The organism is Bradyrhizobium sp. S3.12.5 (assembly GCF_040548225.1).
In the GTDB taxonomy this organism is placed as follows: domain Bacteria; phylum Pseudomonadota; class Alphaproteobacteria; order Rhizobiales; family Xanthobacteraceae; genus Bradyrhizobium; species Bradyrhizobium cytisi.
Map to the genome: position 1 here is coordinate 53064 of NZ_JBEPRF010000001.1, position 26267 is coordinate 79330.

At 62.1% G+C, this 26267-nt stretch carries 20 protein-coding genes and 1 pseudogene; 9 read left to right on the forward strand and 12 right to left on the reverse strand.

The window, feature by feature from the left end; translation table 11 throughout:
* Nucleotides 1-97: 97 nt before the first annotated feature.
* The 4 genes and pseudogenes from ABIC09_RS00240 to ABIC09_RS00255 form a co-directional block, all read right to left on the reverse strand.
* Nucleotides 98-1792, reverse strand: coding sequence for a DUF6538 domain-containing protein (locus ABIC09_RS00240; RefSeq protein WP_354108058.1), 1695 nt, complete (start codon nt 1790-1792; stop codon nt 98-100).
* Nucleotides 1793-2049: 257 nt separating this feature from the next.
* Nucleotides 2050-2210: pseudogene (locus tag ABIC09_RS00245) on the reverse strand (beta-ketoacyl-ACP synthase II); the annotation flags it as partial.
* A gap of 22 nt (nt 2211-2232) precedes the next feature.
* The gene (locus ABIC09_RS00250) at nt 2233-2541 is read right to left on the reverse strand and encodes an alpha/beta fold hydrolase (protein WP_246230415.1); all 309 of its coding nucleotides are present in this window, start codon (nt 2539-2541) and stop codon (nt 2233-2235) included.
* A 149-nt stretch (nt 2542-2690) separates the two neighbouring features.
* Entirely contained in the window at nt 2691-3269 is a 579-nt protein-coding gene (locus tag ABIC09_RS00255; RefSeq protein WP_354108059.1) for a TetR/AcrR family transcriptional regulator, read from the reverse strand.
* Nucleotides 3270-3426: 157 nt separating this feature from the next.
* Here ABIC09_RS00255 and ABIC09_RS00260 point away from each other — a divergent pair, with 157 nt between their 5' ends.
* The 5 genes from ABIC09_RS00260 to ABIC09_RS00280 are packed head-to-tail and all read left to right on the forward strand — an operon-like array spanning nt 3427 to nt 8772.
* On the forward strand, nt 3427-4533 hold the full coding sequence (locus tag ABIC09_RS00260) for an efflux RND transporter periplasmic adaptor subunit (RefSeq protein ID WP_148755840.1): 1107 nt from the start codon (nt 3427-3429) through the stop codon (nt 4531-4533).
* Nucleotides 4534-4573: 40 nt separating this feature from the next.
* Complete coding sequence (locus ABIC09_RS00265) at nt 4574-5032, forward strand: nuclear transport factor 2 family protein (protein WP_148741716.1); 459 nt, start codon at nt 4574-4576, stop codon at nt 5030-5032.
* 3 nt (nt 5033-5035) lie between these two features.
* The gene (locus ABIC09_RS00270) at nt 5036-8146 is read left to right on the forward strand and encodes an efflux RND transporter permease subunit (protein WP_354108060.1); all 3111 of its coding nucleotides are present in this window, start codon (nt 5036-5038) and stop codon (nt 8144-8146) included.
* A 15-nt stretch (nt 8147-8161) separates the two neighbouring features.
* Nucleotides 8162-8563 carry a TetR/AcrR family transcriptional regulator gene (locus ABIC09_RS00275; protein ID WP_354108061.1) on the forward strand — a complete coding sequence of 134 codons (402 nt, stop codon included), beginning with the start codon at nt 8162-8164 and terminating at the stop codon, nt 8561-8563.
* Nucleotides 8557-8772: a hypothetical protein gene (locus tag ABIC09_RS00280; RefSeq protein ID WP_354108062.1), complete on the forward strand. Its 216-nt coding sequence runs from the start codon at nt 8557-8559 to the stop codon at nt 8770-8772. Before ABIC09_RS00275 ends, ABIC09_RS00280 begins: the two co-directional genes overlap by 7 nt.
* Nucleotides 8773-8908: 136 nt before the next feature.
* On the opposite strand, the gene ABIC09_RS00285 is transcribed toward ABIC09_RS00280, so the two are convergent.
* Together ABIC09_RS00285 and ABIC09_RS00290 are read right to left on the reverse strand one after the other, a co-directional pair.
* Nucleotides 8909-12538, reverse strand: coding sequence for a hypothetical protein (locus ABIC09_RS00285; RefSeq protein ID WP_354108063.1), 3630 nt, complete (start codon nt 12536-12538; stop codon nt 8909-8911).
* 355 nt (nt 12539-12893) lie between these two features.
* The gene (locus ABIC09_RS00290) at nt 12894-13844 is read right to left on the reverse strand and encodes a LysR family transcriptional regulator (protein WP_354108064.1); all 951 of its coding nucleotides are present in this window, start codon (nt 13842-13844) and stop codon (nt 12894-12896) included.
* Between the two features lie 99 nt (nt 13845-13943).
* Here ABIC09_RS00290 and ABIC09_RS00295 point away from each other — a divergent pair, with 99 nt between their 5' ends.
* Nucleotides 13944-15125 carry an MFS transporter gene (locus tag ABIC09_RS00295; RefSeq protein ID WP_354036230.1) on the forward strand — a complete coding sequence of 394 codons (1182 nt, stop codon included), beginning with the start codon at nt 13944-13946 and terminating at the stop codon, nt 15123-15125.
* Nucleotides 15126-15164: 39 nt separating this feature from the next.
* Here the strand turns inward: ABIC09_RS00295 and ABIC09_RS00300 are convergent, their stop codons facing one another.
* From ABIC09_RS00300 to ABIC09_RS00325, 6 genes are all read right to left on the reverse strand, one after another.
* The gene (locus ABIC09_RS00300) at nt 15165-16070 is read right to left on the reverse strand and encodes a DUF6492 family protein (protein ID WP_354108065.1); all 906 of its coding nucleotides are present in this window, start codon (nt 16068-16070) and stop codon (nt 15165-15167) included.
* Nucleotides 16071-16078: 8 nt separating this feature from the next.
* Nucleotides 16079-17062, reverse strand: coding sequence for a glycosyltransferase family 2 protein (locus ABIC09_RS00305; protein WP_354108066.1), 984 nt, complete (start codon nt 17060-17062; stop codon nt 16079-16081).
* A gap of 15 nt (nt 17063-17077) precedes the next feature.
* Nucleotides 17078-18043, reverse strand: coding sequence for a glycosyltransferase family 2 protein (locus ABIC09_RS00310; protein WP_354108067.1), 966 nt, complete (start codon nt 18041-18043; stop codon nt 17078-17080).
* A 47-nt stretch (nt 18044-18090) separates the two neighbouring features.
* Nucleotides 18091-19278, reverse strand: coding sequence for a hypothetical protein (locus tag ABIC09_RS00315; protein WP_187435415.1), 1188 nt, complete (start codon nt 19276-19278; stop codon nt 18091-18093).
* Nucleotides 19279-19473: 195 nt separating this feature from the next.
* Nucleotides 19474-21087, reverse strand: coding sequence for an amidohydrolase family protein (locus ABIC09_RS00320; protein WP_354108068.1), 1614 nt, complete (start codon nt 21085-21087; stop codon nt 19474-19476).
* Nucleotides 21084-21902 (reverse strand): uracil-DNA glycosylase family protein, encoded by an 819-nt coding sequence (locus ABIC09_RS00325; protein ID WP_354108069.1) that lies wholly within the window; start codon nt 21900-21902, stop codon nt 21084-21086. Before ABIC09_RS00325 ends, ABIC09_RS00320 begins: the two co-directional genes overlap by 4 nt.
* Nucleotides 21903-22140: 238 nt before the next feature.
* Between ABIC09_RS00325 and ABIC09_RS00330 the strand changes: the two genes are divergently transcribed.
* From ABIC09_RS00330 to metA, 3 genes are all read left to right on the forward strand, one after another.
* A complete protein-coding gene (locus tag ABIC09_RS00330) occupies nt 22141-23718 on the forward strand; it encodes an amidase family protein (protein WP_354108070.1) in 1578 nt (525 codons plus the stop codon).
* Nucleotides 23719-23935: 217 nt separating this feature from the next.
* On the forward strand, nt 23936-25237 hold the full coding sequence (locus ABIC09_RS00335; protein ID WP_354108071.1) for an O-acetylhomoserine aminocarboxypropyltransferase/cysteine synthase family protein: 1302 nt from the start codon (nt 23936-23938) through the stop codon (nt 25235-25237).
* Nucleotides 25238-25249: 12 nt separating this feature from the next.
* On the forward strand, nt 25250-26251 hold the full coding sequence (metA, locus tag ABIC09_RS00340) for a homoserine O-succinyltransferase MetA (RefSeq protein WP_354108072.1): 1002 nt from the start codon (nt 25250-25252) through the stop codon (nt 26249-26251).
* Nucleotides 26252-26267 lie beyond the last annotated feature (16 nt).

Consider the following 26267-nt stretch of genomic DNA (forward strand, 5'->3'; position numbering starts at 1 on the left):
GTATTTCGATGTTCGTTTTTAGCCTAATGCAACTTTACGGCGATTCAGTGGCTGAACGATTCCCACGTCCCCACTACCCGCTCCCTCTTCCGATCGCCTAGCCAGCATCCGAAGCCCGCGTAGCGCGCGCCGTCTTGCGCCTTTCCTTTGCGGCCTTCGCGACCGCGACGTCGAAATTCGTGCGTCGACGCCGCTTGTGCGGCACTGGCGGATGGTCCAGAGCCGCGATGTCGTAGCGCGGGTACTTCTCGATCTCCGCCGACATCGTCTCGATCCACGGGTCACCGTAGTCGTTACCTGCGTTCGAGTCCTTCGGGCGATGGCCCGTGATGAAACCCTCGACCTCGCGGTCCATCTTGACGTGTCTGGCCACGCTCTTGAACAAATGGCGCCAGCCGTGGTTCGGTTTGACGTCGTAGGGGATGCCGAGGCTGTGCACCCATTCGCCGATGCGTTCGGCGACCTTGTGGAATTGCGGGTGTCTCACCGTTCCGCCGCGGCGGCGCTCCGGATCGTAGAACAGCGGCTTCTTGAGCTTGGCTCGGGCCGCGACGTAATCGAGAAAGCGCAGTCCTTCGGAGCCCTGGTCGATGATGTGCGAGTGGATTGGGACGACGCGCCACGTCTTCGTCTTTTCCAGCGAGGGCTTGATCCTCATCGCCCACAGATTAATCCCGTAAGGCGCGATGTCCTCCGGCCTCAGACTGGTCAATTCGTTGACCCGCGCGCCGCTGTAGGCGCACAGCCACGGCACCCAACGGCGGGCCATGGCCATCTCGACCGAGATGAACTCGCTCGGCGCCACGAGCGTGGCCGTCAGGATCTTCTTGGCTTCCTGCGGCGTGAACGCCTTCCGCGGCGGGTCCTGCTGCGGCTGTTGTTGCTGCTCTTCGTCTTCCGGCTCGTCCTCGTCGCGGACGCGGATGCCGAGGAAAGGGTTCTGGTCGAGTTTGCGGCGTTCGACCAGGAAGCCGGCCGCGGCGGAAAGCGCCGCGATCCAGACCTTGCGGATACTGTCGCGGGGAATCTTCCTCTCGATCAGACGATCGACCCAATCGTAGCCGTCGGACGTCTTGATCTTCTTCAGGTCGCGGTGGCCGACGAAGTCGCAGAACTCCTTCACCTTCGGACGCCACCGCGTCGCGGTGCGTCCGGAGGCGCCGCCTCTCAGCCCGCCCTTCGCGGCGTACTCTTCGAAGCCGGCGATGAAGTCGAGCGCCGGCGTCGACCGCTCCGGGATCTTCGTCAGATCCGCGATCTTGTCGTAGTCGCCGGCGCGGGCATGCTCGACGTCCGACACGGCTTCCCGCCTGGCCTGGATCAGCAGCGGAACGAGCCGTCCGACGTTGGCGAGCGAGGCCTCGTAGCCGCCGCTCTCCAGCAGGTCGATGGCGTCCAGGTGGAGCGACTCCTCGTCGCCGCCCTGTGTCAACCTCAGTTTGCCGAACCCGGTCGGCGGGTCTTGCATCCAGCGGTCGCGGATCCTCGTGTGCTCCTCGCGGCGGAGGGCATGGAGGTCCTGATGCGTGAGCTTGAAGGGGGCTGGCGCTGGCGGCAGGGCGGGGCCGGCCTGGCGGGTTCCCTGGGCGCGAAGGCGGGCCCATTGTGCCTCGATCGCCGCGTTGGCCGCGCCGATCCTGATGTTGGCCTGTCGCTCGTCCTTGGTGCCGAGGCTGGCCCAGATCTCGGTCTTGCCGACAAGCGGGCGCAGGTCGACCGGCACCTTCTTGCGGATCCAATAGTTTTCGGAGGTCGGGCGTGTGATCGGCTTGGGCATCTTGGTTGTCGGCATGGTGGAGCACCTCGGTGTAGCACCGGCCGTTCAAGAACCCCTGAAAATGAAGGTTAGACTTGTAAACAAGGGGTCTCAGGACCCCGAAAGGGGTGAGTCCCACTCTCTCCGCCATTCCACGATTCTGTAAGCCAAGCTACGATCTTCTACGATCCTAACAGCGCGGTTGAGCGCCTATCAGGCCGTGTCGGCGATCTCCTGGATCGCTCCCCCCGCGATAGGCTTCCTGTGGCTGCTAACGGGTGCGGTCGAACCCCTCATTGCCAGCGCGGAAAGATCACGCTGGCGTTGATGCCCCCGAAGCCGAATCCGTTGGAGACCGCATGCTCCATCGTCATGCGCCTGGCATCGCCGGGATCGCTTCCGCTCTTCCGGCCGCGCCGAGCAGATGACCGGTTGCCGATTTGGTGGCGCTCACATGGTTGCTTTCGATCATGCGCTCATTCTGTCGCCAATACAGCGCGAGCCAGCTCCGACGGATTCTCGACCGCGGAGAAATGGCCGGTGTTCTTGGGCGTCACCATCTGCGAGGCTGGAATCGGCGACCGGGTGCGTTGGCGTTCATTGGGCCGAGACCAATCGCTATCGCCATAAACGAGCGTCACGGGTGCCGAGATGTGCCGATAGTAGTCGCGGGCCTTGCTCCAGGAACGCCAACCCGCCAGCACCTTGCGTGCGACCCGCTTGTATCCCGCGTCGAAGCTCGCGCTCGGATCAATTTGGTGAGTGGCCGTGGCCCGGGAGGTCAATGGAGTACACCGTATGTATGAGAAGCAGCGGAGGCCCGCTGCCGGTCTTTTGGAAACGTACGCTTAGCTTGTCCGATATCTTCAGCAAGCTTGGCTTGGCTTCGGTCGGGCTGAGCATTCGATCTCTCCGTGTTTCGAGGAGCGTGCTTTCAGGCGGCAGCGGCGTCGCGAACCTGTTCGGCCGCAGCATCCAAAAGCGCCTGAGCCAGATCAGGGTCGTTGACGACGCGCGAGAGCGTCACCGCGCCAACCATCGTCGCGAGAATGGCCATCGCTTTGCCGCGGGGGGTCTCGTCGCCGGTCCCGGCGACGAAACGGCTGAGCACGTCGAGATGCGCCTTGATCCCGGCCTCGAATGCCGCCTTGACGTCGGGGCCCTGTCGGGCGGCATCTGAGCCGAGTGCCACGATCGGGCAGCCGTCCATCTTCTCTTCGCGATGGTCGCCACTGAGGTAAAACCCGATCACTGCGCTAAGCGGATCATCAGGATTTTGAGCGGCTGCGTCCGACCATCGGCCGGTCGCGCTCTCCAATGCCCGCCTGGACGCCTCGACCGCCAGATCCTCTTTCGACGCGAACTGCTTGTAGAAGGCGCCTTGGGTTAGGCCGGCCCCCTCCATCAGATCCTTGAGCCCGATGCCATCGAAGCCGCGCTCCCTGAAGAGGCGACTTGCCACATTGATCACGGTTTGGCGGTTCTCCGCGGCCTGAACGCGACTTACTCGCATCGGCATCCTCCGAAGTTAGATTGTGCTCGAACTCTAATAGGCTAAATAGCGGCTGAACGCAATCTAACAAGAATCATCTCCCCTTCTTCTTTTAGATTGCATTCGAACTCTAAGCGAGATATAGAGTGCAAACGAAATCTAAATTTGGGAGACTGAGATGAAGATGCGGGGTTTTGCGGTCTTGGCCGGTATTTTGATCCCGGCGGGGGTGGCCACGTTCGTTAGTCTTGGCATTTTCGCCCCAGAAGCCTCCGCCGTGGGCGACCCGAGGCAGGAACCGCCGATGGTCAGCTTGGTCACGGCCGCACGGGTGAGCGGATCCGAGCGCGGGTTTACGGGCACTATCGGCGCGAGAGTGGAAAGCAATCTCGGCTTTCGCGTCGCAGGCAAGATCGTTGAGCGGCTGGTGAATGTCGGTGAGCAGGTCAAAGCCGGGCAGTCGCTGATGCGGATCGACGAAACCGACCTGCGCCTCGCGGTCGCAGCGAAGCGCAACGCCGTCGCCGCCGCGCGTGCAAGTGTCGTTCAGACCGAAGCCGATGAGCGGCGATACGCCAACCTGGTGAACGACGGATGGACTTCCAAACAGCGCTATGAGCAGGCGAAGGCCGCGTCGGATACTGCCAGTGCGCAACTCGCCGCGGCCGAAGCCGACGCTCGCGTCGCCGAGAACCAGGCGACCTATTCCGTCCTGCTGGCCGATGCGGACGGAACGGTTACCCAAACGCTTGGCGAGCCGGGACAAGTGGTCTCCGCCGGCCAAGCGGTCGTTCGGCTGGCACAGTCCGGTCCTCGCGAAGCTGTGGTGGCGCTTCCCGAAACGATCCGACCCGCGATCGGCTCGCTCGCCGAGGCGAGCCTGTATGGGAGCGATGGACGCCGCTATACCGCGCATCTCCGGCAGTTGTCGGATTCCGCCGATCCCCAGACCCGCACCTATGAGGCCCGCTACGTGCTTGATGGTGAGGCCGCGGCGGCACCGCTTGGCGCGACGGTCACCATTCGGCTCGCAAGCCAGGAGAGTCAGCCGGAAGTCCAGGTGCCGCTGGGAGCCCTGCTCGATGACGGCAGAAAGACCGGCGTCTGGGTCTTCGACAACGCTACCTCGACCGTTCACTTTCGGTCCATCAAGCTTGTGCGTGTGACCAGCGAAGCCGCCGTGATCTCCGGGCTGAGCTCTGGTGATCCCATTGTTTCGCTGGGCGCTCATCTCCTGCAGGACGGCGCTCACGTCAGGACCGCCTCTGAAAGCCGGAGCAACTGAAGCGTCTCAATCTTTCCGCGCTGGCCGTTGGAGAAGCCACATGCTGTACAGCTACATCGTCGAGCAAGAAATCCGAAAGACCTTCGACCACGTCAACAACCATCGCTGGGATGAAGCGGTGAAAGCAGTCGCGCCGCATGTCCATCACCGCGTTTCCGGCGCCCACGCCCTTGGCGGCGAGCGCCACGACAAACAGGCTGTGCGCCGCTGGTTTGAGCGGCTCGGACGCGTCCTGCCCACTCTCCATCTCACGGTCAACAATGTCTGGGTGAAGGGCTGGCCCTGGAACACCACTGTCTTTGTCGAGTGGGACGGCACCGCAACGCTGCTCGACGGCGACGCCTCGTACGTCAACCGCGGTCTCCACGTATTCACTCTGCGGTGGGGCAGAGTCCATGCACTCGAGGAATTTCAAGATTCACAGCAAGCCGCTCGTGGGCTTGGCGTCCAAGCGGCAGCTGGCCTCACAGAGGCTGTCGCCGAACCAATTGTGAGTTAGCAGATGAACCTCAATCTTTCCGCGATCGCTGTTCGCGAACGGGCCGTCACCCTGTTCTTCATCCTCCTGCTGGCGGCCGCGGGCGCCTACGCCTTCTTCATGCTCGGGCGGGCGGAGGACCCCTCCTTCACCATCAAGACCCTGACGGTCACCACCGTGTGGCCGGGCGCGACAGCACGCGAGATGCAGGACCAGGTCGCCGAACCCTTGGAGAAGCGGATTCAGGAACTGACCTGGTACGACCGGGTGGAGACGACGACGCGGCCCGGCTATGCGTACATGACGGTTACGCTGAAGGACAGCACGCCGCCATCGAGCGTGCAGGAGGAATTCTACCAGGCCCGCAAGAAGCTTGGGGACGAAGCGCGCAAGCTGCCCCCTGGCGTGCTCGGCCCCTTCGTCAACGACGAATATTCGGACGTGAGCTTCGCCCTCTATGCCCTCAAGGCCAACGGCATGCCGATGCGCGAACTCGCCAGGCAAGCCGAGACCATTCGCCAGGATCTCCTGCATGTACCCGGCGTCAAGAAGATCAACATCCTCGGGGAACGCCCCGAGCAGATATTCATCGAGTTTTCCTATGCCAAACTGACAACCCTCGGCGTATCGGCACCGGACATTGTTGCCGCCTTGCAGCGGCAGAACACGGTCACACCGGCAGGCTCGATCGACACCAAGGGGCCGCAGGTCTTCATCCGGGTCGATGGTGCTTACGACAGCGTTCAGGCGATCGCCGACACGCCGATCGTCGCTGCCGGGCGAACGCTGAAGCTTTCCGACATTGCCGAGGTCCGCCGCGGCTACGAGGATCCACCCACCTACATCATCCGACACCAGGGTGAGCCCACAATCATGCTCGCGGCCGTTATGCAGGAGGGCTGGAATGGTCTCGCGCTCGGCACGGCACTAGAGGAGCGGTCCGCAGCTATCGCTCGGACACTGCCACTCGGGATGAGCCTGGCCAAGGTCAGCGATCAGGCCGTCAACATCACCTCGGCGGTTGACGAGTTCATGATGAAGTTCGCGATGGCACTCGGCGTGGTGCTGCTGGTCAGCCTGCTCAGCCTCGGCTGGCGCGTCGGCATCGTTGTCGCGGCTGCCGTCCCCCTGACGCTCGCCGTCGTGTTCCTCATCATGCTGGAGACCGGCCGGTTCTTCGACCGCATCACGCTCGGCGCCCTGATCCTGGCGCTTGGTCTTCTCGTCGACGATGCCATCATCGCAATCGAGGTGATGGTGGTGAAAATGGAAGAGGGCATGGACCGCATCTCGGCGGCGGCCTATGCGTGGAGCCACACTGCGGCGCCGATGCTGTCGGGCACACTCGTGACGATCGCCGGCTTCCTGCCGGTGGGCTTCGCCCGCTCGACGGCCGGCGAATACGCCGGCAACATCTTCTGGGTCGTGGGGTTCGCTCTCGTCGTCTCCTGGATCGTCGCGGTGGTCTTCACGCCCTATCTGGGCGTCAAGATGTTGCCCGCGATCAAACCGATCGAAGGTGGTCACCACGCGATCTACGGTACGCCGAACTATCGGCGCCTGCGCGCGCTCATTACCTTCGCCGTGCGCCACAAGTTCGTTACCTGCGGCATCGTCGCCATCGCTTTCGCGCTTTCCGTCGTCGGCATGGGCGGAGTCAAGCAGCAGTTCTTCCCGACGTCCGACCGCCCCGAAGTGCTGGTGGAGGTTCGCCTGCCGGAAGGCACCAGCATCGAGACGACAACCGCCACGGTCGAGAAAGTCGAACACTGGCTGCAGGACCAGCCGGCGGCCAAGATCGTCACGAGCTATGTCGGTCAGGGCGCTCCCCGCTTCTTCTTCGCGATGGCGCCGGAGCTGCCTGATCCGGCCTTCGCCAAGATCGTCGTGCTGACGCCGGACGCGGAGGCGCGCGAGGCTTTGAAGCATCGGCTCCGACAGGCGGTGTCACAGGGCCTTGCACCTGAGGCCAATGTACGCGTCACCCAGCTCGTGTTCGGACCCTATACGCCTTTCCCTGTGGAGTTTCGGGTCATGGGTCCCGACCCCGCCCAATTATACGCGGCTTCTCAAAGGGCCCTCGAGGTCATGCGCGGCGTTCCCGACGTGCGGCAGGCGAATCGCGACTGGGGTGATCGTACGCCCGTGCTCCGTTTCATCCCGGATCAGGATCGATTGAACCTCATCGGCCTTTCGCCAGCCGAAGTGGGCCGGCAGCTCCAGTTCCTCCTCACCGGCATCACGGTTACGCAGGTCCGCGAGGACATCCGCAATGTCCCCATCGTGGCGCGCAGCGCCGGCGGTGAGCGACTGGATCCGGCGCGCCTGGCGGATTTTTCGTTGACGAGCCGGGACGGCCGATCAATTCCGCTCGATCAGGTCGGCCATTCGGAAGTCCGATTTGAAGAGCCGATTCTGAAGCGCCGCGATCGCATCCCTGTCGTCACGATACGCTCCGACATCAATGAGGCGACCCAACCTCCGGAGGTCTCTAAGGAGATCAAGATCGCCCTTCAGCCGCTGATCGCATCCCTGCCGGCCGGCTATCGTATCGAGTTGGGCGGATCGATCGAGGAGGCAACCAAGGCCAACGACGCGCTGGCGACGATCTTTCCCGCCATGATCGCTGCCATGCTGATCGTCATCATGCTGCAGGTGCGATCCTTCTCGACGATGGCCATGGTCGTGCTGACGGGACCGCTTGGCCTCGTTGGTGTCGTGCCGATGCTGCTGACCTTTCACCAGCCCTTCGGATTCAATGCGATTCTGGGCCTGATTGGACTGGCGGGCATCCTGATGCGCAACACCCTGATCTTGACCGAACAGATCAAGGAGAACCTTGCCGCCGGACTTGATGACTATCACGCCGTTATCGAGGCAACGGTGCAGCGCACGAGGCCTGTGATCCTGACCGCACTTGCTGCCGTGCTAGCGTTCATCCCCCTCACGCATTCCGTTTTCTGGGGGTCGATGGCCTATACGCTGATCGGCGGCACCGCAGTCGGAACGGTGTTGATCCTGCTGTTCCTCCCCGCGCTTTACGCTGCCTGGTTTCGGATCAAGCCCACCGCAGATGATATGCACGAGGTCTCGCGCGAGGAGCCGGAATTGCGACCAGCAATGGCTGCCGAATAAGGCTCCGTTACTCCAATGGATCGTCCGGTCCGAACGGGAAAAGAGTCCGACGAGGCCCGCGCGCGGATACTGGGAGCGGCGGAGGAGCGCTTTCGCCGCGTCGGTCATCACAGGACGTCGGTGGCCGACATCGCCGCTGAACTCGGCATGAGCCCGGCCAATATCTACCGTTTCTTTCCTTCCAGGAATGCAATCAACGAGTCCGTCTGCGGGCGTCTCATGAACGAGGTTGCCGACATCGCTTTCGCGATCGCACGCACCAACGCGCCGGCCGGGGAGAAACTCGACCAGCTTCTGACCGCCGTTCACCACCACAACAAGATGATGCTGGTCGGGGCACGGCCCATGCACGAGTTGATCGTCGCTGCCACGCAGGGAAACTGGCCAATCTCAAGGCGCATATCGAGCGGATGCTGACGATTTCTGAGGCGATCATACGCGAAGGCACCGAAGCGGGCGAGTTCGACGTCGAGGATGCCGTGCAAGCGGCGCGGGCGGTTAGATCCGCGTTCACGCCATTCTTTCATCCAATTCTGATCGAGCACTGCGTTCAGCACGACGGAACCGAAGCACGTCTGCGCGACCAGATACGCTTTATCCTGAAAGCTCTCGGCAAGACCGGTTAGCCAGTTTCCTATTTCCAGCCTACACCGAGGCCTGAGGTGCAGCGGGCAGCTGGTTAGTGGTAGCGAGGACCGTAGGTGCCCACGCGCCGAGATAACAAACAGCCCGTACATCGACGCGGATCGACTGCCACTCTCTTTACACGATCACAAAGTTCGATGCGTGCAACTGGCTGATCGCGGTGTCGATGAAATCGAGAGACCCTGCGTTAGGAGCACTGCCCAGGGCAAGCTGGGTCCCGCCATGTCCGTCGCTCTTTAGCGCGCTCATGATGTCGGCGACGGAGTGGTAATTGCCTGCGCCGTTTCCAAGGTCGATGACGCCGAGCGGGTCATTACCAAATCCGGAGATCGTATCGATTTGGCTGCTGGAGTTGACAGAGACGGTCAGACCCGTGCCGTGATCGTTGATGTCGACATGGGCCGGGCCATTGATGATCGCCTGATTGCCGAACCCGACAAAGTTGAACTGGTCCGATCCGCCATTGACGGTAATGACGTCCAGGCCAATCTGGTTTGTCACACTTGCCGTGGACCCGTTGAGCGCCACGTGATTGGCGACTCCGCCAAGTGTGATTGTATCGTGGCCCGCGCCAGCAACGACGTTATCCGCTCCGTTGCCGGCTATGATCGTGTTCGTTCCGGAACCGACGGTGATCTGGTTGACCATCCCGCCGAGATTCACGGTGTTGTCGCCATCACCGAGCGTGACGCTGTTGGCGCCGCCTCCGCCCGTGACGAGATCGTTGCCATTTCCAAGCATGACCGTGTTGCCAAATCCGGAGAGCGTCACTTGGTCGTTGCCGTTGCCAGCCGTCGTTAGGCTGGTGCCGTCACCGGGATGGACAAGATTATCGCCGTTGCCCAGCGCGATGATGTTCCCGTAGCCGCTGGCGTCGATGGTGTCGTTGCCATGACCGAGCGTAATCATGGTGGCGCCTGTCGATCCCGTCACCGTGATATTGCCGTCGCCACCGGTTACGCGGTTGCCGAACCCCTCCAGGTGGACGGTGCTGTCGCCGCTCGGCACATCAACCGTGCCGTATAGTCCGGCATAGATCGTGTCGTTCCCGCCATTTCCGTGGATAATATTGAACGAGCCGTAGGCGTGGATGATGTCGTCGCCCGTCGTGCCCTGAATAGTCGCATAACCGGATGCGGGGCCGTCGATCGTCGTGGGACCGGCTTGATGTGTGTCTATGACAGAGGTGTAGGCGTCGCTGACGGTCAAGCCCACGCTGCTTGTGTCGCTCAGCGTGAATATGGTCGTTGCGCTGCCGTCTCCGTGCGGCGAGGACACAAAGGTGAGCGCGTGCAGTTCGGCGGTCAGCTTGTCAGCGCTGGTCGCTGCAAGCTCGTAGATTCCATTTCCAAGCGAGGTCAATCCTGTCCCGGACAGAATGCCGGCCGCGCCCGCGAGGGTGATGAGGAGGCTATCCGTTGCTCCCGCGTTTGGATCTGTGATCGTTACGGTCGCGAATGGATTGATCGCAGCTTCGTTGCTGGTCGCTTGTCCCGATACGACTCCAGCGATGGAGGGCAGCGCTGCGGCCGTCAGCAGAATGCCGCCGGAGCCGTCTTTCGTGATGCCGAAACGCGTAACCGACGTATCCGCCAGTGAGAAGGTCTCGCTGGCCGCACCGTTGCTGACCGTGAGCTTCGAGTCGGATACAGTCGCCGTCGCGCCGCTGGAATAGGACAGACCGGAAAGATCGATCTGGTCGCCCAGCGAGACGCCCTTGATCTGGCTTGCAAAGGTCGATGGGCCCGAAACCAGCTTCTGCTCAATCTTGAATGTGCCTTGGCCGGAGAAGGTGATCGCGTCGTCCGACATCGCGCCCGCCTTGAGATCGAGCGTGCCGCCGGCGATCGTGGTCGCGCCGACAACGCCACCCGATTCGACGAGTTCCGCGGCGCCACGATAAATTGTCGACGCGTTCGCAGTGCCTTGATCCAGCACATCAAGCATGCCGCCGTTCAAAGTCGTGGAAGTGACGATGCCGCCGTCCGAGACGGAGATGCTTCCTGAATTGAGCATCGTTCCGCTCGCTGTGCTGGCGTCGACCGCCGGTGCGCTTGGGTCGCTCGTGGGGTCTGCAATCGACCCCGAAACCGTCATTACACCGCCATTGATAGTGGCGTTCTTGGCGATCCCCGCCCCGGACAGGTGCAATTGGCCGCCGCTGCCGACGACAGCTGAATCGACTTCACTTCTGATGACGAAGGCGTATTGGCCCCCGGGAGAATGATAGACGGTTTCTCCCGAAGCATTGACGATGCCGCCTGATTTGACAATTGTGCCGCTGGCAATGCCCCCATTGGTGAGATGCTGGACGCCGCCGGCATTGACGGTCGTTGACGTGACGATGCCAGTATCGACATCTTGCGCGCCGCCATTGTTGACGGTCGTATGATCGGCCCGCCCTGGACCCGGCTCATCGTGTATATAGAGGCCGGTTACACGCTGAATGCCGCCCATGTTGATCGTGGTGTAACTCGCGGTGGAGATAAGTCCAACATCCTGTTCGCCGCCATTGATAACGGTGTTGCTGGCGGTGCCTCCTTCGCCGTAGTTACCTAAGATTTCCTTGCCGCCCGCTGATATCGTCGTGTTCGTGGCTGTGCCGAACACCTCAAAGAGTATGCCGTTCGACACGGTGAAGCCGTTTTCCGTGTAGCCATAGTCGATAATAAACGTTGCGCCACTCTGGAAGGTGGTATTGGACAGCGTCGCGCCGGCTTCAGCGATAAGCGTTCCGCCTGCGGAGATACTACTGTTATTGAGGACACCGCCGTCCAAAACCGCTAGCGTCACGCTCTTCGCGACCGTAAATCCGTTCTCGATCGTGCCGTCGCCGATCTCGAGAGTGCTGCCGGCGTTGAAGACTGTCCCCGAAAAATTGGCGTTACCAAGCACGATTAAAGCGCCGTACTGATTGACGGTCGTGTTGGTCGCGGTTGCGCCAGCGGACAGTTGCATCGTTCCGTAATTGATTATCGTGCCGGTCGCTGTGCCACCTGCATCCACATTCAGCCTGCCGAAGTTTTGGAGGGTGGTCCCGGATACCAACGCTCCGTTCGATACCGTCAGGATTCCAAAACTTTCGACGGTGGTGCCGGTCGCCATGCTGGCGTCGACGGCGGGCTGGCCCGGGACGTTGGCGAACGGATCCGGTATCGATCCCGAGACGGTCATGGCGCCGCCGTTGACGATGGTGTTCACTGCAGTCCCGCCGCCAGTGACGTCGAATTCACCCTGATAGTTGATGGTTGCCGCGGTCGCCACGCTTTGGATAACCGGCGGCGGATACACCGGCGCCGTTTCCACGGTTTCACCTGAAACTTTGAGAACGCCGCCGGAATTGACGATCGTGCCGCTGGCGCTGCCGCCGTTCGTCACGTTCTGGACGCCGCCGGAATTGACGGTCGTCGTCGTTGCGATGCCCGTGTCGACGTCCTGCTCGCCGCCGTCATTGATCGTGGTGTGATCAACCTCGCCGGGAGTTGGACCTTCATGGACAAATTCGCCAGTTATGCGCTGGATTCCGCCCTGGTTGATGGTCGTGTAGCTGGCGACGCCGTCGAAGATAACGTCCTGTTCTCCGCCATCGATGACAGTGTGGGTTGCCGTGCTCGTTGAGAAAGATCCGCCGACCGTCTGCAAGCCGCCAGTTTGGATCGTCGTGTTATCGACGGAAGCGCCGCCACTGACATCCATCGTGTCGCCATTGTGGATGGTAATGCCACTGGCGGGAGGAATAACCGTCATATGAATGCTCCACGTTCGGTGCTTGGAAAATCAAACGAGCAAAGCAAAATCATGCGAGGGCTATTCAACCTAAAACTGCGATGGCTGAAAATGTCTGTCAAGCAGTTGCTGTCTCTGAACGAAATGTTGAACGGATGCTCGCACGATTTCTGCTGCCGAAATCGTGACCTGCATATGCGTGCATATTGCTGGATCAGTTTATCGTCAGCATGACGAAAATTGCGGCGGCCACCCGTTCTCGAGTGTCTGCGCGAAACTATTGCGTCACATGGTGGGGTATGGAAAGTTCCATCGTCGTGTCGTGGCCCGGCGAAGGTCCGAGCCCGGTTCCCCCTCTCTCCGCCAACCGGACTTATCACACCAACTTCCACCGCCCGTCCCCTGCGCGCTTCAGCGCGGGATCGCTCACCCGCACATGCTCCGCGAGGAAATCGATGAATGCGCGCACCCGCGCCGGCAGCGGCGCCGTATGGCCGACATAGACGGCGTGGATGTCTTCGCGGTCGCCGGGATTATAGTTTTGCAGCACCGGCACGAGGCGGCCGGCTTCGATGTCGGGGCCAATGTGGAAGAGGGCAAGGCGGGCAAGCCCGACGCCGCCGAGCGCAAGGCGGCGGGCTATCTCGCCATCGCTGGCGCGGGCGGCCGGCGGCGGCACGGCTTCCTCGGTGTGCTCGCCGCGCTTGAACGGCCAGCCGCGGATCGAGCGCGGAAAGGTCCAGCCGATGCCACGGTGCTCGGCGAGATCCGCCGGCGACTTCGGTATGCCCGCGCGGGCAAGGTAATCCGGCGCGCCGACCACGACCATGCGGCTGGAGCCAAGTTTTCGCGCGACGAGACGTGACGTGCGCAGGGGACCTGCGCGGATGGCGACATCGGCGCGCTCCTGCATCAGGTCGATCAGGGTGTCGGTCAGCACGAGGTCGAGCGTGACGTCGGGATGTTTGGCGAGAAAGCGCGGAATCAGCGGCATCACGTGCAGCATGCCGAAGGGGATGTTGCTGTTGACCGTGAGGCGGCCGCGGGGCGTGGCGCCGGATGCGGCTTCACGTTCGGCTTCCTCCATCTCGCCGAGGATGCGCACGGCGCGTTGGTAGAAGGCCTGGCCTTCCTCCGTCAGCGTGAGCTTGCGCGTGGTTCGGTTGATCAGCCGCGAGCCGAGCCGCGCCTCCAGCCGTGAGATCAGCTTGCTGACGCCTGATGGGGTTAGGCGGAGTTTTCGCGCGGCCTGGGTGAAGCCGCCGAGGTCGAGGACGCGGACGAAAACCTCCATCTCGGCGGAGCGGTTGGTGTCGAAACGGGCCATGTTGAATTCACGTCACAAATGATTGGATTGCGGACATTCTAATGGTTTTGCTGCGGCGCGGCTATCTGCGTGGCTCGTCTTCATTCATCGGAGCAACGCATGCCTCCCGCCGTTCTCGCGCTCACCGCCGGTGCCTTCGGCATCGGCACCACCGAATTCATCATCATGGGCCTGCTGCTCCAGGTCGCGGCCGACATGCATGTGTCAGTGCCGGTCGCGGGCCTGCTCATCTCCGGCTATGCGCTCGGCGTGTTCGTCGGCGCGCCTGTGCTGACGCTAGCGACCCGGCGGCTGCCGCGAAAGACCGTGCTGCTGGCGCTGATGGCGATCTTTACGCTCGGCAATGCAGCCTGTGCGCTCGCGCCGAACTACGAATTGTTGATGGCCGCGCGGGTGCTGACCTCGCTGGCCCACGGTACCTTCTTCGGCGTCGGCTCGGTGGTGGCGACCAGCCTCGTCGCCGAGGACAAGCGCGCCTCCGCGATCTCGACCATGTTCATCGGCCTCACGGTCGCGACACTGCTTGGCGTGCCCTTCGGCGCCTGGTTCGGCCTGATGCTCGGCTGGCGCGCGGCATTCTGGGCGGTGACCGTGATCGGCGTGATCGCCTTTGCGGTGGTGGCGGCGCTGGTGCCAGGTCACGTCGGTAACGGCGACAAGCCGATCTCGCTGGCCGAGGAGATTGCCGTGCTCGGGCGAGGACAGGTGCTGCTCGGCCTCGCCATGACCGTGTTCGGCTTTGCCGGCCTGTTCGTCGTCTTCACCTATATCCAGCCGATCCTGACGCGCTTCACCGGCTTTTCGGAAGCCTCGGTTTCGCCGATCCTGCTGGTGTTCGGTGTCGGGCTTGCGATCGGCAACGTCGCCGGCGGCAAGCTCGCCGATCGTGGTCTCGCGCTTGCGCTGACCGGCACGCTGGCCGCGCTCGCCATCGTGTTGCTTGGCCTCTCCGCTGTGCTGTCGGTCAAGATCCCCACCATTGCGCTGATCCTGTTGCTTGGCATCGCGTCGTTTGCGACCGTCGCGCCGTTGCAGTTGCGCGTGCTGGAGGCGGCCGGCTCGAGCGGCCGCACGCTCGCCTCGAGCCTCAACATCGCCGCGTTCAATCTCGGCAACGCGCTCGGCGCCTGGGCAGGCGGCATCACCATCGATCGCGGGTTCGGCCTTTCCGCGCTGCCGCTGGTTGCGGCCGGGATCACCGCAATTGGACTCGTGCTGGCGCTGTGGAGCCTTCAGCTCGACCGCAGGCAGGCCGCAGTTGCGGCGTGCCCGGCGGAATAGCGGCATCATCGAGCATGGAAAAGCTTGGTTCGAAGGATGTCAGCCAAATCGCTGGGCGCACGCCTCTATGAACGAGCAGGCCTGCTCTTTCGATTGGAACAGTCCACGGGTCTGCCAAAACCGCGCAACTGCGTGTGTAGTATCTCTGTCGAAGGTCGCGAAAGCATTTCTATGAACTGCCAGAAACGGCGATTCCCGCGCTTCGGCCAGCCTTCTCGCTGCTTCCGACTTGTCGCTGAGCTGCCAAATGACGGGACATTCCTGGCCATCGAATCTGTATAAATCCGAAAAGTCGCCATAAGTATGCAGCAGGTAGCCGGCATACAGCGCAAACTCAGTCATCTGCTTGCTTCTCGCGCGCTCGAGAAACGCATATGAGAATATCGTCTTCTCGCGAGCTTCAACGTATTCGATCAACTCACGGACGACGGAGGCCGAGAGAACAAACGGAGTGATGGGTGGCATGAATTTCCTAATTGCGGCCTCGTCGATCCGAAAATACCGGCACGTGCTCTCGAAGTAGGCGCGCAAAGGATGCTGCTGGAAATTCCGGACATATGAACGCATGAATTGCCCGTCGACCGTCTCGAGATAGGCTCGCGACAACGGATTGACCAAATGGTTCTTCGCATCCAGCACAATGTAGCGAGGCGTCTCGATCGTGCGGGCAACCATCAGCTTCAGAGCCTGCTGGCGAAACCAGCCCGCCGTATGCGGAAATGCACCAAATGCACAGGCTTGCATGAAGCGCACCCGCGGCGCCAGCCGGCCGTAGCAGTTGAAGAGCCGGGTCCGATCGAGCTCTCCCTCATCGGAGTTGTCGATGACGACGATGCTGCTAACGAAGCCGTCACGATCATCGAGAAACCGGTGCAGCGAACAAGCCTGGAGCTCTAGGAGCGGTTGATCCAGCGCATGTGAAACTGTCACGACGGTATATGGCATGGGAGCAGTCAAACCGTCCTGATCCGAGAATTGCTGTAGCGCTGATCGTGCATGATGCTACGCAGACGTGCGGCATGGTATCTTATCTGGTGTTCGCACGAAGCACCCCGCTCGGCCTCTATCCTCGCGCGGATGAACCGAAGGAGGGTTTTGCCGTCGATCTTTCCGTGCAGATAATTGGCGTAAGCGTCGTGACAATGCCGGTACATCTCCTTCAGGTCGGCATTGACGCGCAGTCTGGCATGCGACCCAAGGCCCGTAGTCGCCGCCGAAGTCAGGGAGTCTGGTCTCATCCTGCGCCAATACAGGACCTCGCTCGTCCAGGACACCGATCCGGCAAGCAGAAAAAGATTGGTCAGGAGAACATCGTAGCCGAATTTGAAGCCACCATAGAACCCTCCGAGAGCGGCGAGCGACGACCGCCGAAACAATCCATGATGAGGCGCTCGATACTGCAGCCGTTGGTCTAGCAATCCTTGCGGTCCGGCCGAAAAAATTCGTTCGCCGGCTTCAATTCGGTCATGACGATCGTGAAACCGGCGCAACGTCGAAAAAGCATAATCGGATCGGTTTGTGCAGAGCTTATTCAACAAGGTCTCGACGCGGGTGGGAACGCTCCAATCGTCGGCATCCTGCACTAGCAGGAACGGATCCTCCGTTGCTGCGGCGGCTACAGCCCGACAGAAGTAGGGCCCCCGGTTTTCTCCCAGGTCAAATCGAATCAGCCTTGGATCGTCGATCTGGGACAAAATAGGCCACGGGTTGGTGGGATCGCCATCGCTAACGACGATCACCCGGATTTTCCGGTGCGATTGTTCAAGGAGGCTCGTGACCGAGTGATAGAGATACGAGTTGCACCGGTAAGTCGGGATGCAGGCAGTTATCCAGAGGTCGCGAATGGCGCGATCCGTCATCGCTGGACCATCTGAAAGCTGCCGGCATCCGGAGGCGGACGTTTTGCGTCCGCGCTGATGCGGGTTCGGCAGGGACACGCTTGTTCGGCTGGGCTAGTCGCCATCGCATCGCTCCTTGAGCAGGGAAAATTTGTCGGCAAACCAGCGGAAATCCCGCGAGAAGGACTGGTGCAATCGAGCACGGTGATTCCAAATTCCATTGCTGGCGACTTCGGCCAGCCAGCTCGCGAGAGCAGCAGGTGCAAGCGTCGCATAATAGTCGTATGTCTGAACGAGCAGTTCTTTCGGCAGATAGCAGCAGGCAAAGCGTAGATAGTTGCGGTGAAGCACCGCGCTGTTGTCTTGAAGGAACGAGCCAACATCGGACCGCGGCCGGAAGCGATGACTTATCAGTAGCTCCGGAACAGTTCTGATCTCACAGCCGCTCAACCACGCGCGGAGGCTGAATTCGGGCTCGGCCGCGCCGTAGAGCGGCAATGACTCGTCATAACCGCCGAGCCGCCAAAATGTCGATTGTTCGATCACCGTGCCGGTACACGCGGCTATCGGTGCGAAGCCGCCATATCCGTCGGCTTTGGGTATCCAGGTGACGCCCATCGACGGTAGCAGCAGCTGACAACCATAGCCGCGAAACGAGGACGCCATGTCGCCGATGGTTGCAGCGAGGATTCGTCGGCTCGCGAGGTTCTGCCAGATGGGCAAGTCCCAGTTCGGGGGGAAACGGGTATTGCCATCGGTGATGACATAGATGGGATAGCGCGCCACGCGCGCTCCGCGATTGCGGGCGAAGGGGATTCCCGACCAGCTTTCGAGACGTATCACGACGAGGCTGGCCTCGCCGTAGCAATCCGCGACCGGCATTAGGCCGTCACATGAATTGTCCGTTGATCCGTCGTCAACGACGACGATCTCCACCGGAAACGAGCGCGATCGTCCCGACAGAATCGACTCCACCGTTTGTACGATCCGGTCGCCCTCATTCCTGACTGGAATAATGACACTCACCGGCGTGATTCGCATGTTTTGGCTGCTCATTCCGGTCTTTGTAACGACGAGCATTCCGCTATCGAGGAGCGCCTTCAAGCGGTTCGACCGTGACGCGAACCTTATTCCTCCTTCGACTCGCGCATCACGCCATCGCCGAGCGCGACGACTGCAACCACGCCGACCACGACCAGTCCAACAACACCCACCACACCGAGGGCGGACGATCGGATCAACTTGCTGACTGCACGCTGACCGAAGTCGGACAACGGGGGCGGCGGAGGGGACGGCGCATCCGGGGGAGTCGCGTATGCCGGATAGGCTGGTGACGCCGGCGGCACCCACGCCGATCTTGCAATGCCCGTGGTGCCGCTACCATTGGGCGGTGGACTTGGCGGCTTGGGTGGTTTCGGAGGTTTAGGAGGCTTTGGGGGAGGCTTGGGTGGCTTTGGAGGCTTGGGCGGTTTAGGGGGCTTGGGTGGCTTCGGCGGGGGAACAGGAATCTTGCCGCCCAGCGAGTTGAAATCCTTGATCAGCTGAGCCCAATCGACGCCGTTCGGAGCTTTGTCCTTCCCCTTTTCGAGCTGATCGGGCGTGAACAATACGTAAGCATCACCATGGTTCGCGGCGGAGCAGTACTTCTTGATCGCCTTCCACGTCATGGTGCCGAGAAGACCCCAGCTGTCGATGATCACACCATCCGCGGTGTATCCGACGCCAGCAACGCAATGCCCATTTTTCTCGACGGGCGGCCCAGCTGCGTCCCAGACAAAATTAGGCGCAGAAGGTGCCGGACTTATCCATTTGTTAGGAAGCTCCAGCCCGAGAAACAGGTTCTCGAACAGATAAAGCGCCGCGGCCAACTCGTTCCTGTTCGTCGGATCCACCGCTAGTGATCCGAGAAGCTTGGTCCCGTTAGCGAAGCCGTGTTCGAACCAGTAGTTGAGGGCTGTCGACTCATCGCAACCATTGTCGGTGCTGTCGTCCCCCGGAACATATCCGCCGATCGCGCTGTAGTCTGCGATAATCTGCTGCGAGGAAGCCGTAAACAGGTCATTGGCGTTGCCTGTCTCCACGCCGACCACGTGATAGCCGCTCGCTATAACGCAGTCACCCAACTGGGAATTGAGATAGTCGTTATCGAGAACCGGCTTAGCCGGCGCACTGTAATCGACGGCAGGAGGTGGCTTGGGAAGCTTCGGCAGCAGGTAGTTCTTGAGGAAGAGCCGGGGCCCCCGGGCGACCGGTCTGCGTCGCCCCATTTTTACGGTTCGATTGAGGTGCGGCAAATAAATCTTTTTTAAAGCCATAAGAGCAAGGCCCTTAACCTAACGGTTTGAAAAGGCTTTCAATGCGAAGAATAAAAATCAATTAACGTGAGTCACTGTAATCTATGGTTGTATGGAGCGCAATCGCTTGAGGTCGGGATTTTTGGCCTCGTGTGTCGGGCTTGAAATGGCACGGCCCTGCAAGCAGAGATTCTGAGGTTTAATGGTCAGCTATAACTAATAGAAAGCAGCGATCGCGGCGCTGATCCCCGCTGGAAGATTGGTCTCGCCCGTCAACGTGGTGATGAAGACGGGATCATCGACCACAGCGAGACCGTCCAGCTTGATCGGATGCAGCGGCGCCGCCGCGGCTGTGACGGCACGCAAATCGGGACCGGTCCGAATGCCGTTATATTCGAGCCGCGGTCGCAATTGGACATTGTTGCCGAACTGCTCGTCGAGCGCGAGGCGCCAACCATGACGCGACACCTTTCCGCTGGCGATCGCCGCACTCATGGCGAGGCTATGGTGCTGCAGCGTGCCGAGATTGCCGAGCGCGGCGCCCAACCGGCTGGTCGCCTCCGCCAGCGTGATTTTCTCGATGCCGGGATCCTGATCGGGCGAGGTGAAGTCGATCAGCCGCGCCGTCCCTCCGATCACGAGGTCCTCGCCGCTCCCTCCGGCCTGTTGCATGGCCTTCTTCGATCCGTAATGCGGTTGCCCACCGATCGTCACCAAAGCGATATCCTGCTCGCGCGACTTGATCAGATGATCATAAGGATCGCCATCCCGGCCGTTGACGACGAGGAGATCGGCAAACTTGCCATTCGCGATCGTTCCCAGCTTTCCATCCCATTTCAGGATCTCAGCCGGATTGCGCGTCGCCATCAAGACGATGTCGTAGGCGCTGAATCCGAGCCCGAAATGCGCTGATACGACCTTCGCAGCCTTCAGCTCGCCCAGCAGATTCTTGCTGCCCGACGGCGACCAGTCCGAGCCGAGCGCGATGGTGAGGCCGGCCGCACGTGCGGCGACGACATCCGTCGTCTTCCCGTACAGCAGCAGATTGCTCAGGGGAGACCACACGACCTTGGCCTTGTGCTCGGCCATCGTGGAGAAGTCGGTCGCGTCGAGCGCCGTGCAATGGATGCCGGCCAGCGACGGCTCGATCGCCCACGTTCCCGCGGCATTCTTCAGCGCAAGGAAATGACTATGCGCCTTGGCATCGATGCCCTCGCTGAGATGAAGCAGAAAGCATGCCGACGACTTGAGCTCGTTGTCGAACTTCGCCCAATCCTGGGCGTCCACATCGGGGATCTTCGAGTGTGCCCGCGGCAGATCGGGAGGGCTGCCGATCTCGACGGCGCGCAGCGCTCCCTTGTAGTATTTGTGGATCGTCCCGCTCCAGTTCGACAGCGTGATCCCCTGGCTCGTCGTCGTGCCGGCGACCAGACATTTGGCTTCGACGTAGCGAACCAACGCCGGCAGCAGCGAGCCGTCGTCGGCAAGCGCAATCGCGCTCATCGGGCCGGTCACCGAGGTCTTGTACGATGCCGCGTTCTGCCACTGGTCGCGGTTCTGGTACAGCTGCGGCACGGGCCAGAGCGGCAGGATGTTGTAGCTCAGGTGATTATGCAGCTCGATCAGGCCAGGGTAGATGGTGCCGCCGGTGTCGATCGCATCGACGGTCTCGAAGCCTGCCGGCGCGGACTGTCCCTTCGGCGTCACGGCAGCGATACGATGATCCTCAATGAAGATCGTTCCGCTGTCGATGATGTCGCCTTCGGCGGCCATGGTCACGATCCGCCCGGACAGGGCCCATCGTTTCGGCGCGATTGGGGCCGGGCTCATGGGATCACTCCATCGGGGACGGTGATCGCGATCGTGCGCCGCTTGGCCGCCGCGTCAGCGCCCTGGCGTGTCGCCCATGGTGCGTCTCCGCGCATCCAGACCGGCAGGCCCGCCGGAATATCCTTTGCGATGATGTCGACCAGCTCGGAAAGCTTGAAGGCGTCGCCATACGGCACGAGTGCGGCTGCTGCGTCGGGATGCTTGATCTGCGGTCCGAGAGCTGTCAGCGCGGCATTCCACTTGGTCAGCATGACCTTGGTATTCGCCGCCTGCGTCGCGGCATCGGGTGCGGAGCTCTCCGGCCAAGTCGGATGAGGAATGTGCTGATATGCAAGGGCCTTGTAGGCGGCGCCATCTGCGGTCATGAGCCAGGCGTGCCAGGCGTCGTCCGCAAGACTGCCAAGCGAGACAACGGCTTCGATGCTGCCGAGCCCCAGGACGGCCTTGAACCATTTGTTGCGATAGAGGACGATGCCCGGCTCGTTCTTGTGCTTGTTGCCGCCGCTCTGTCCGTAGACGCTGTACAGGAAGGTGTTCACCATCACATAGCTCTGCGTGATGCCGAGCTTCGTCAGAAAGCCCTGGGTCCGCCGGCCCGCAGTGCCAATCAGGATCCGGCGCACGATCGTTTCGTGCTGGGCGGGATCCTGACCGATTACGAGCACGCGCGCTGATCCGTCGAGCCGGCCGCGGTGAAAGATCGGACCCCATTCGACCCGGAAATCGTGTGGATCATAGGCCTCAGGGCCGGGGTAGTCGGCGCATAGATCGTGAAATGGCTGCTGGCTGTATCCGCTGTCGAAGTCAACGAGCATGGCAATGCTCCAATCTGTCGATGCAAAAGAACTGCGTCAAAATAACTCGGTCGCAACCCGGCAATCTTAACGCTAGTTCACCGCGCCGTTCAACCACTTTGTAGGCCATGAGCGCGGACCTAAGGGGCCTTCGCCGGGCACGCGATGGTGCGTCGCGCCAGCGCGCCATGCAGAATCGCACCTGTACAGCCGCGCATGCCGTCCGTAACGTTCGCCGCGCAATTTCAGGAGATGCGGCGTGGCGAAGAAGACGGCGATGAAGAAAAACGCTTCCAAGAAGGCAGCGAAAACCTCTGGCAAGAAGAGTCCGGTCCGCAAAGGGGCCGTCGCCAAGACGATAAAGAAGACGACAAAGAGGACCGTGGCGCCAGCGCGCAAATCGGCCACTGCGCGCCCCCCCAAGGGGCCAGCCTGGCAATGGTCGGCGGTAGAGACCGCGGCGGCGATCCGCGCCGGCGCAATCTCCGCGGTGGAAACCGTCGAGGCGCATCTGGAGCGGATGCATGCGGTCAATCCGCGGCTGAACGCGGTCGTCGTCGATCTCGGCGAGGACGCGCTGAGGGCCGGGCATGCGGCCGACAGGCGGCGCGCCAAGGGCGGCGAGCTCGGCCTTCTGCACGGCGTGCCCATCACCATCAAGGAAAACGTCGACTACGAAGGCCGACCCAATTTCAACGGCGTCCCCGCCAACAAGGATCTCGTTGCGCCATCGGATTCGCCTGTGGTGCGTAACCTGAAGAAGGCCGGGGCAATCGTCATCGGCCTCACCAATACGCCGGAATTCTCGTTCCGCGGCTTCACCGACAATCCGCTGCACGGATTGACCCTCAATCCCTGGGACCCGAACATCACCTGCGGCGGCTCCTCGGGCGGCGCGGGGTCGGCGGTTGCCGCCGGCATTGGCACCATCGCGCATGGCAACGACATCGGCGGCTCGCTGCGGTGGCCGGCGCATTGCAATGGCGTTGCCACCATCAAGCCGACGCAGGGCCGCATTCCCGCCTTCAACGCAAGCGCGACGGCGGAGCGGCCGATGCTGGCGCATCTGATGTCGGCACAGGGGCCGCTCGCCCGCCACGTCGGCGACGTCCGTCTCGCGCTGGAGGTGATGAGCCAGCGCGATCCGCGCGATCCCTGGTGGGTGCCGGCGCCGCTGACCGGACCGAAGCCGAAGGGCCCGATCAAGGTCGCGCTGGCCAAGATCCCGGAAGACATGGCGGTCGATCCGGCGGTCAGCGCGGCGCTGCGCCAGGCCGCCGATCACCTGGAGCGCTCCGGCTATCGCGTCAGCGAGGTCGAGGTGCCCGACATCAACGGCGTCTGGCAGACTTGGTGCGACATCATCACCAACGAGACGGTGGTGATGCAGGAGGCCGGCATGCTGAAGGTTACGTCGGACGACTTCCACAAGGCGTGGGGCGGCATGAAGACCAAAGCCAACGCGCTCGATCTCAAGGCCTGGATGCAGGCGACAGCCGCCCGCAACGGCCATATCCGTGCCTGGCAATTGTTCTTCGAGGAGTATCCGGTGGTGCTCGCGCCGACCACGGTGAAGCCGACGCCGGGTCCGCGCGACGACACCGTCAGTGCCGAACGCGTGCAAGAAATCTTCTGGGGCGAGATCCGCTTCATCTCCGCGATCAACGTGCTGGGGCTGCCCGGCGCCGTGGTGCCGGTGGCCGTGCACGATGGCAGGCCGATCGGCGTGCAGCTCATCGCGGGCCGCTACCGCGAGGATCTCGCGCTGGACGCTGCCGCCGCGATCGAGAAGCGCGCCGGCGTGCTGACCCACCGGCTCTGGGAGACGATGGCCTGAACTTGCTCTCGGGGCCTTCGCGCGGTACGTGCGAAGCCCCGCGAGAGGGGATCGTTCAAATTTTAGCCAATTCACCAACAAATATTAGGGTTACTTCCTCTATCTCTAGGCGAATTATTGTCCGCTTTACCACCCGCCTCTAACAGAGGGCCGGCGGACAACGCACATGCCTCATACAGGCCAATAAGTGCAGCCCGCTCCACGCGGAGGTGGTACGATGCGCAACGAGACGATTGCTATTCACGCCGGCTACGAGCCCGAAGCCACCACGCACGCGGTTGCCGTGCCGATCTACCAGACCGCGGCGTACGCCTTCGACAGCGCCGATCATGGCGCGGCCCTCTTCAATCTCGAGGCCGAAGGTTTCCGTTACAGCCGCATCGCCAATCCGACCAGCGCGGTGCTGGAGAAGCGCATCGCCCAGCTCGAAGGTGGCGTCGGCGCGCTCGCGGTCGCGACCGGCCAGGCTGCGTTGCATTTCGCCTTCGTCAACGTCGCCGACCACGGCGGCAACATCGTGTCCGTGCCGCAGCTCTACGGCACCACCCACACGCTGCTCTCGCACATCCTGCCGCGGCAGGGCATCACCGGTCGCTTCGCCGAGAGCGACAAGCTTGATGCAATCGAGAAGCTGATCGACGAGAACACCCGGGCGGTGTTCGCCGAGACCATCGGCAATCCTGCAGGCAATGTCTGCGACATCGAGGCGCTGGCCAGGATCGCGCATGCCCACGGCGTGCCACTGATCGTCGACAACACCGTCGCCACGCCCATCCTGCTCAAGCCGTTCGACTACGGCGCCGACATCGCCGTGCATTCGCTGACCAAATTCCTGGGCGGTCATGGCACCACGCTCGGCGGCGCCATCGTCGATTCCGGAAATTTCCCCTGGGCCAGGCACGCCGATCGCTTCCCGGCCTACAACAAGCCGGACGCCTCCTACCATGGCCTCGTCTATGCCGAGCGCTTCGGCAAGACCGCCTATATCGAGCGCGCGCGCAGCGTCTATCAGCGCACCATGGGTTCGGTGCTGTCGCCGTTCAACGCCTTCCTGTTGCTCCAGGGCATCGAGACGGTGGCGCTGCGCATGGAGCGCCATTGCGAGAACGCCCGAAAGGTCGCTGAATTCCTGCGCAACGATCCGCGCGTCGCCTGGGTCAACTACACCGGCTTCCCGGATAGCCCCTATTATCCGCTGGTCCAGAAGTATCTCGACGGCAACGCCTCCTCGCTGTTCACCTTCGGCATCAAGGGCGGCATGGAAGCCGGCAAGAATTTCTATGATGCGCTGAAGCTGATCACCCGCCTCGTCAATATCGGCGATGCCAAGTCGCTGGCCTGCCATCCGGCCTCGACCACGCACCGGCAAATGTTGCCGGAGCAGCAGCGCACAGCTGGTGTGCTGCCGGAGACGATCCGCCTCTCGATCGGTATCGAGCATGCCGCTGATATCATCGAGGACGTCGACCAGGCGCTGGAGAAGGCCTGTCCGGCCGCGCGTCTTCAGGCCGCGGAGTAGGCAATCCGGCCGATGAGCGTCTTGATCGACAGGGATCAAGGTATCGCAAGCCCGGCACTGGTGCCGGCCGAGGGCGATCTCGCGCGCGATCATGCCGGTGCCGAGCTCAACATCGGGCTGATCAACAACATGCCGGATACGGCGCTGAAGGCGACCGAGCGGCAGTTCATGAAGCTGCTCCAAGCCGCTGCAGGGCCACGCCGCATCCGCTTCCATTGCTTCTCGCTGCCGTCGGTGACGCGCTCGCCGGAAGCGAAGTGGCATGTCGAGAGCGAATATTCCGATCTCTCCGATCTCAAGCGCGAGAGGTTCGACGGGCTGATCGTGACCGGTGCCGAGCCGGTCGCGCCCGAGCTCGATCAGGAGCCGTACTGGCGCGATCTCACCGAGCTGGTCGACTGGGCCAGGACCAATACCCGCTCGACGATCTGGTCATGCCTTGCCGCACATGCGGCGGTGCTGCATCTCGATCGCATCGAACGGCAGCGGCTGCCGGCCAAATGTCATGGCATCTTCGACTGCGCGACTGTGACCGGCGACCCGCTGACGCGTGATGCGCCGGCGCCGCTCAAGGTCTCGCATTCCCGTCTCAACGAAGTCACTGAGGGAGATCTCACGCAGGCCGGCTATCAGGTGCTGACCCGGTCGGCGCAGGCCGGCGTCGACGTCTTCGTCCGGCAGTATGACAGCCGATTCGTGTTCTTCCAGGGTCATCCCGAATATGACGCGCTGTCGCTGCAGCGCGAATATTTGCGCGACGTCGGCCGCTTCCTCGCGCGCGAGCGGGAGGCCTATCCGGCGTTCCCCGTGAGTTATTTTGACGCAGCGACGGAGGAAAAACTTGCGCGCTTCGAAAAGCGGGCGAGGCACCAGCGGCATCCGGCACTGACCAATGAATTGCCGGCGCTGACTTTGCGCACCGATATTGCGGCCGGCAGCGCCGCGGCCGCGCTTTTCCGCAATTGGCTGCAATATCTCGACACGGACGCGGAAGCTCCGCTGCTGGCGCGTTAACCCAAGGCTGTAGGTC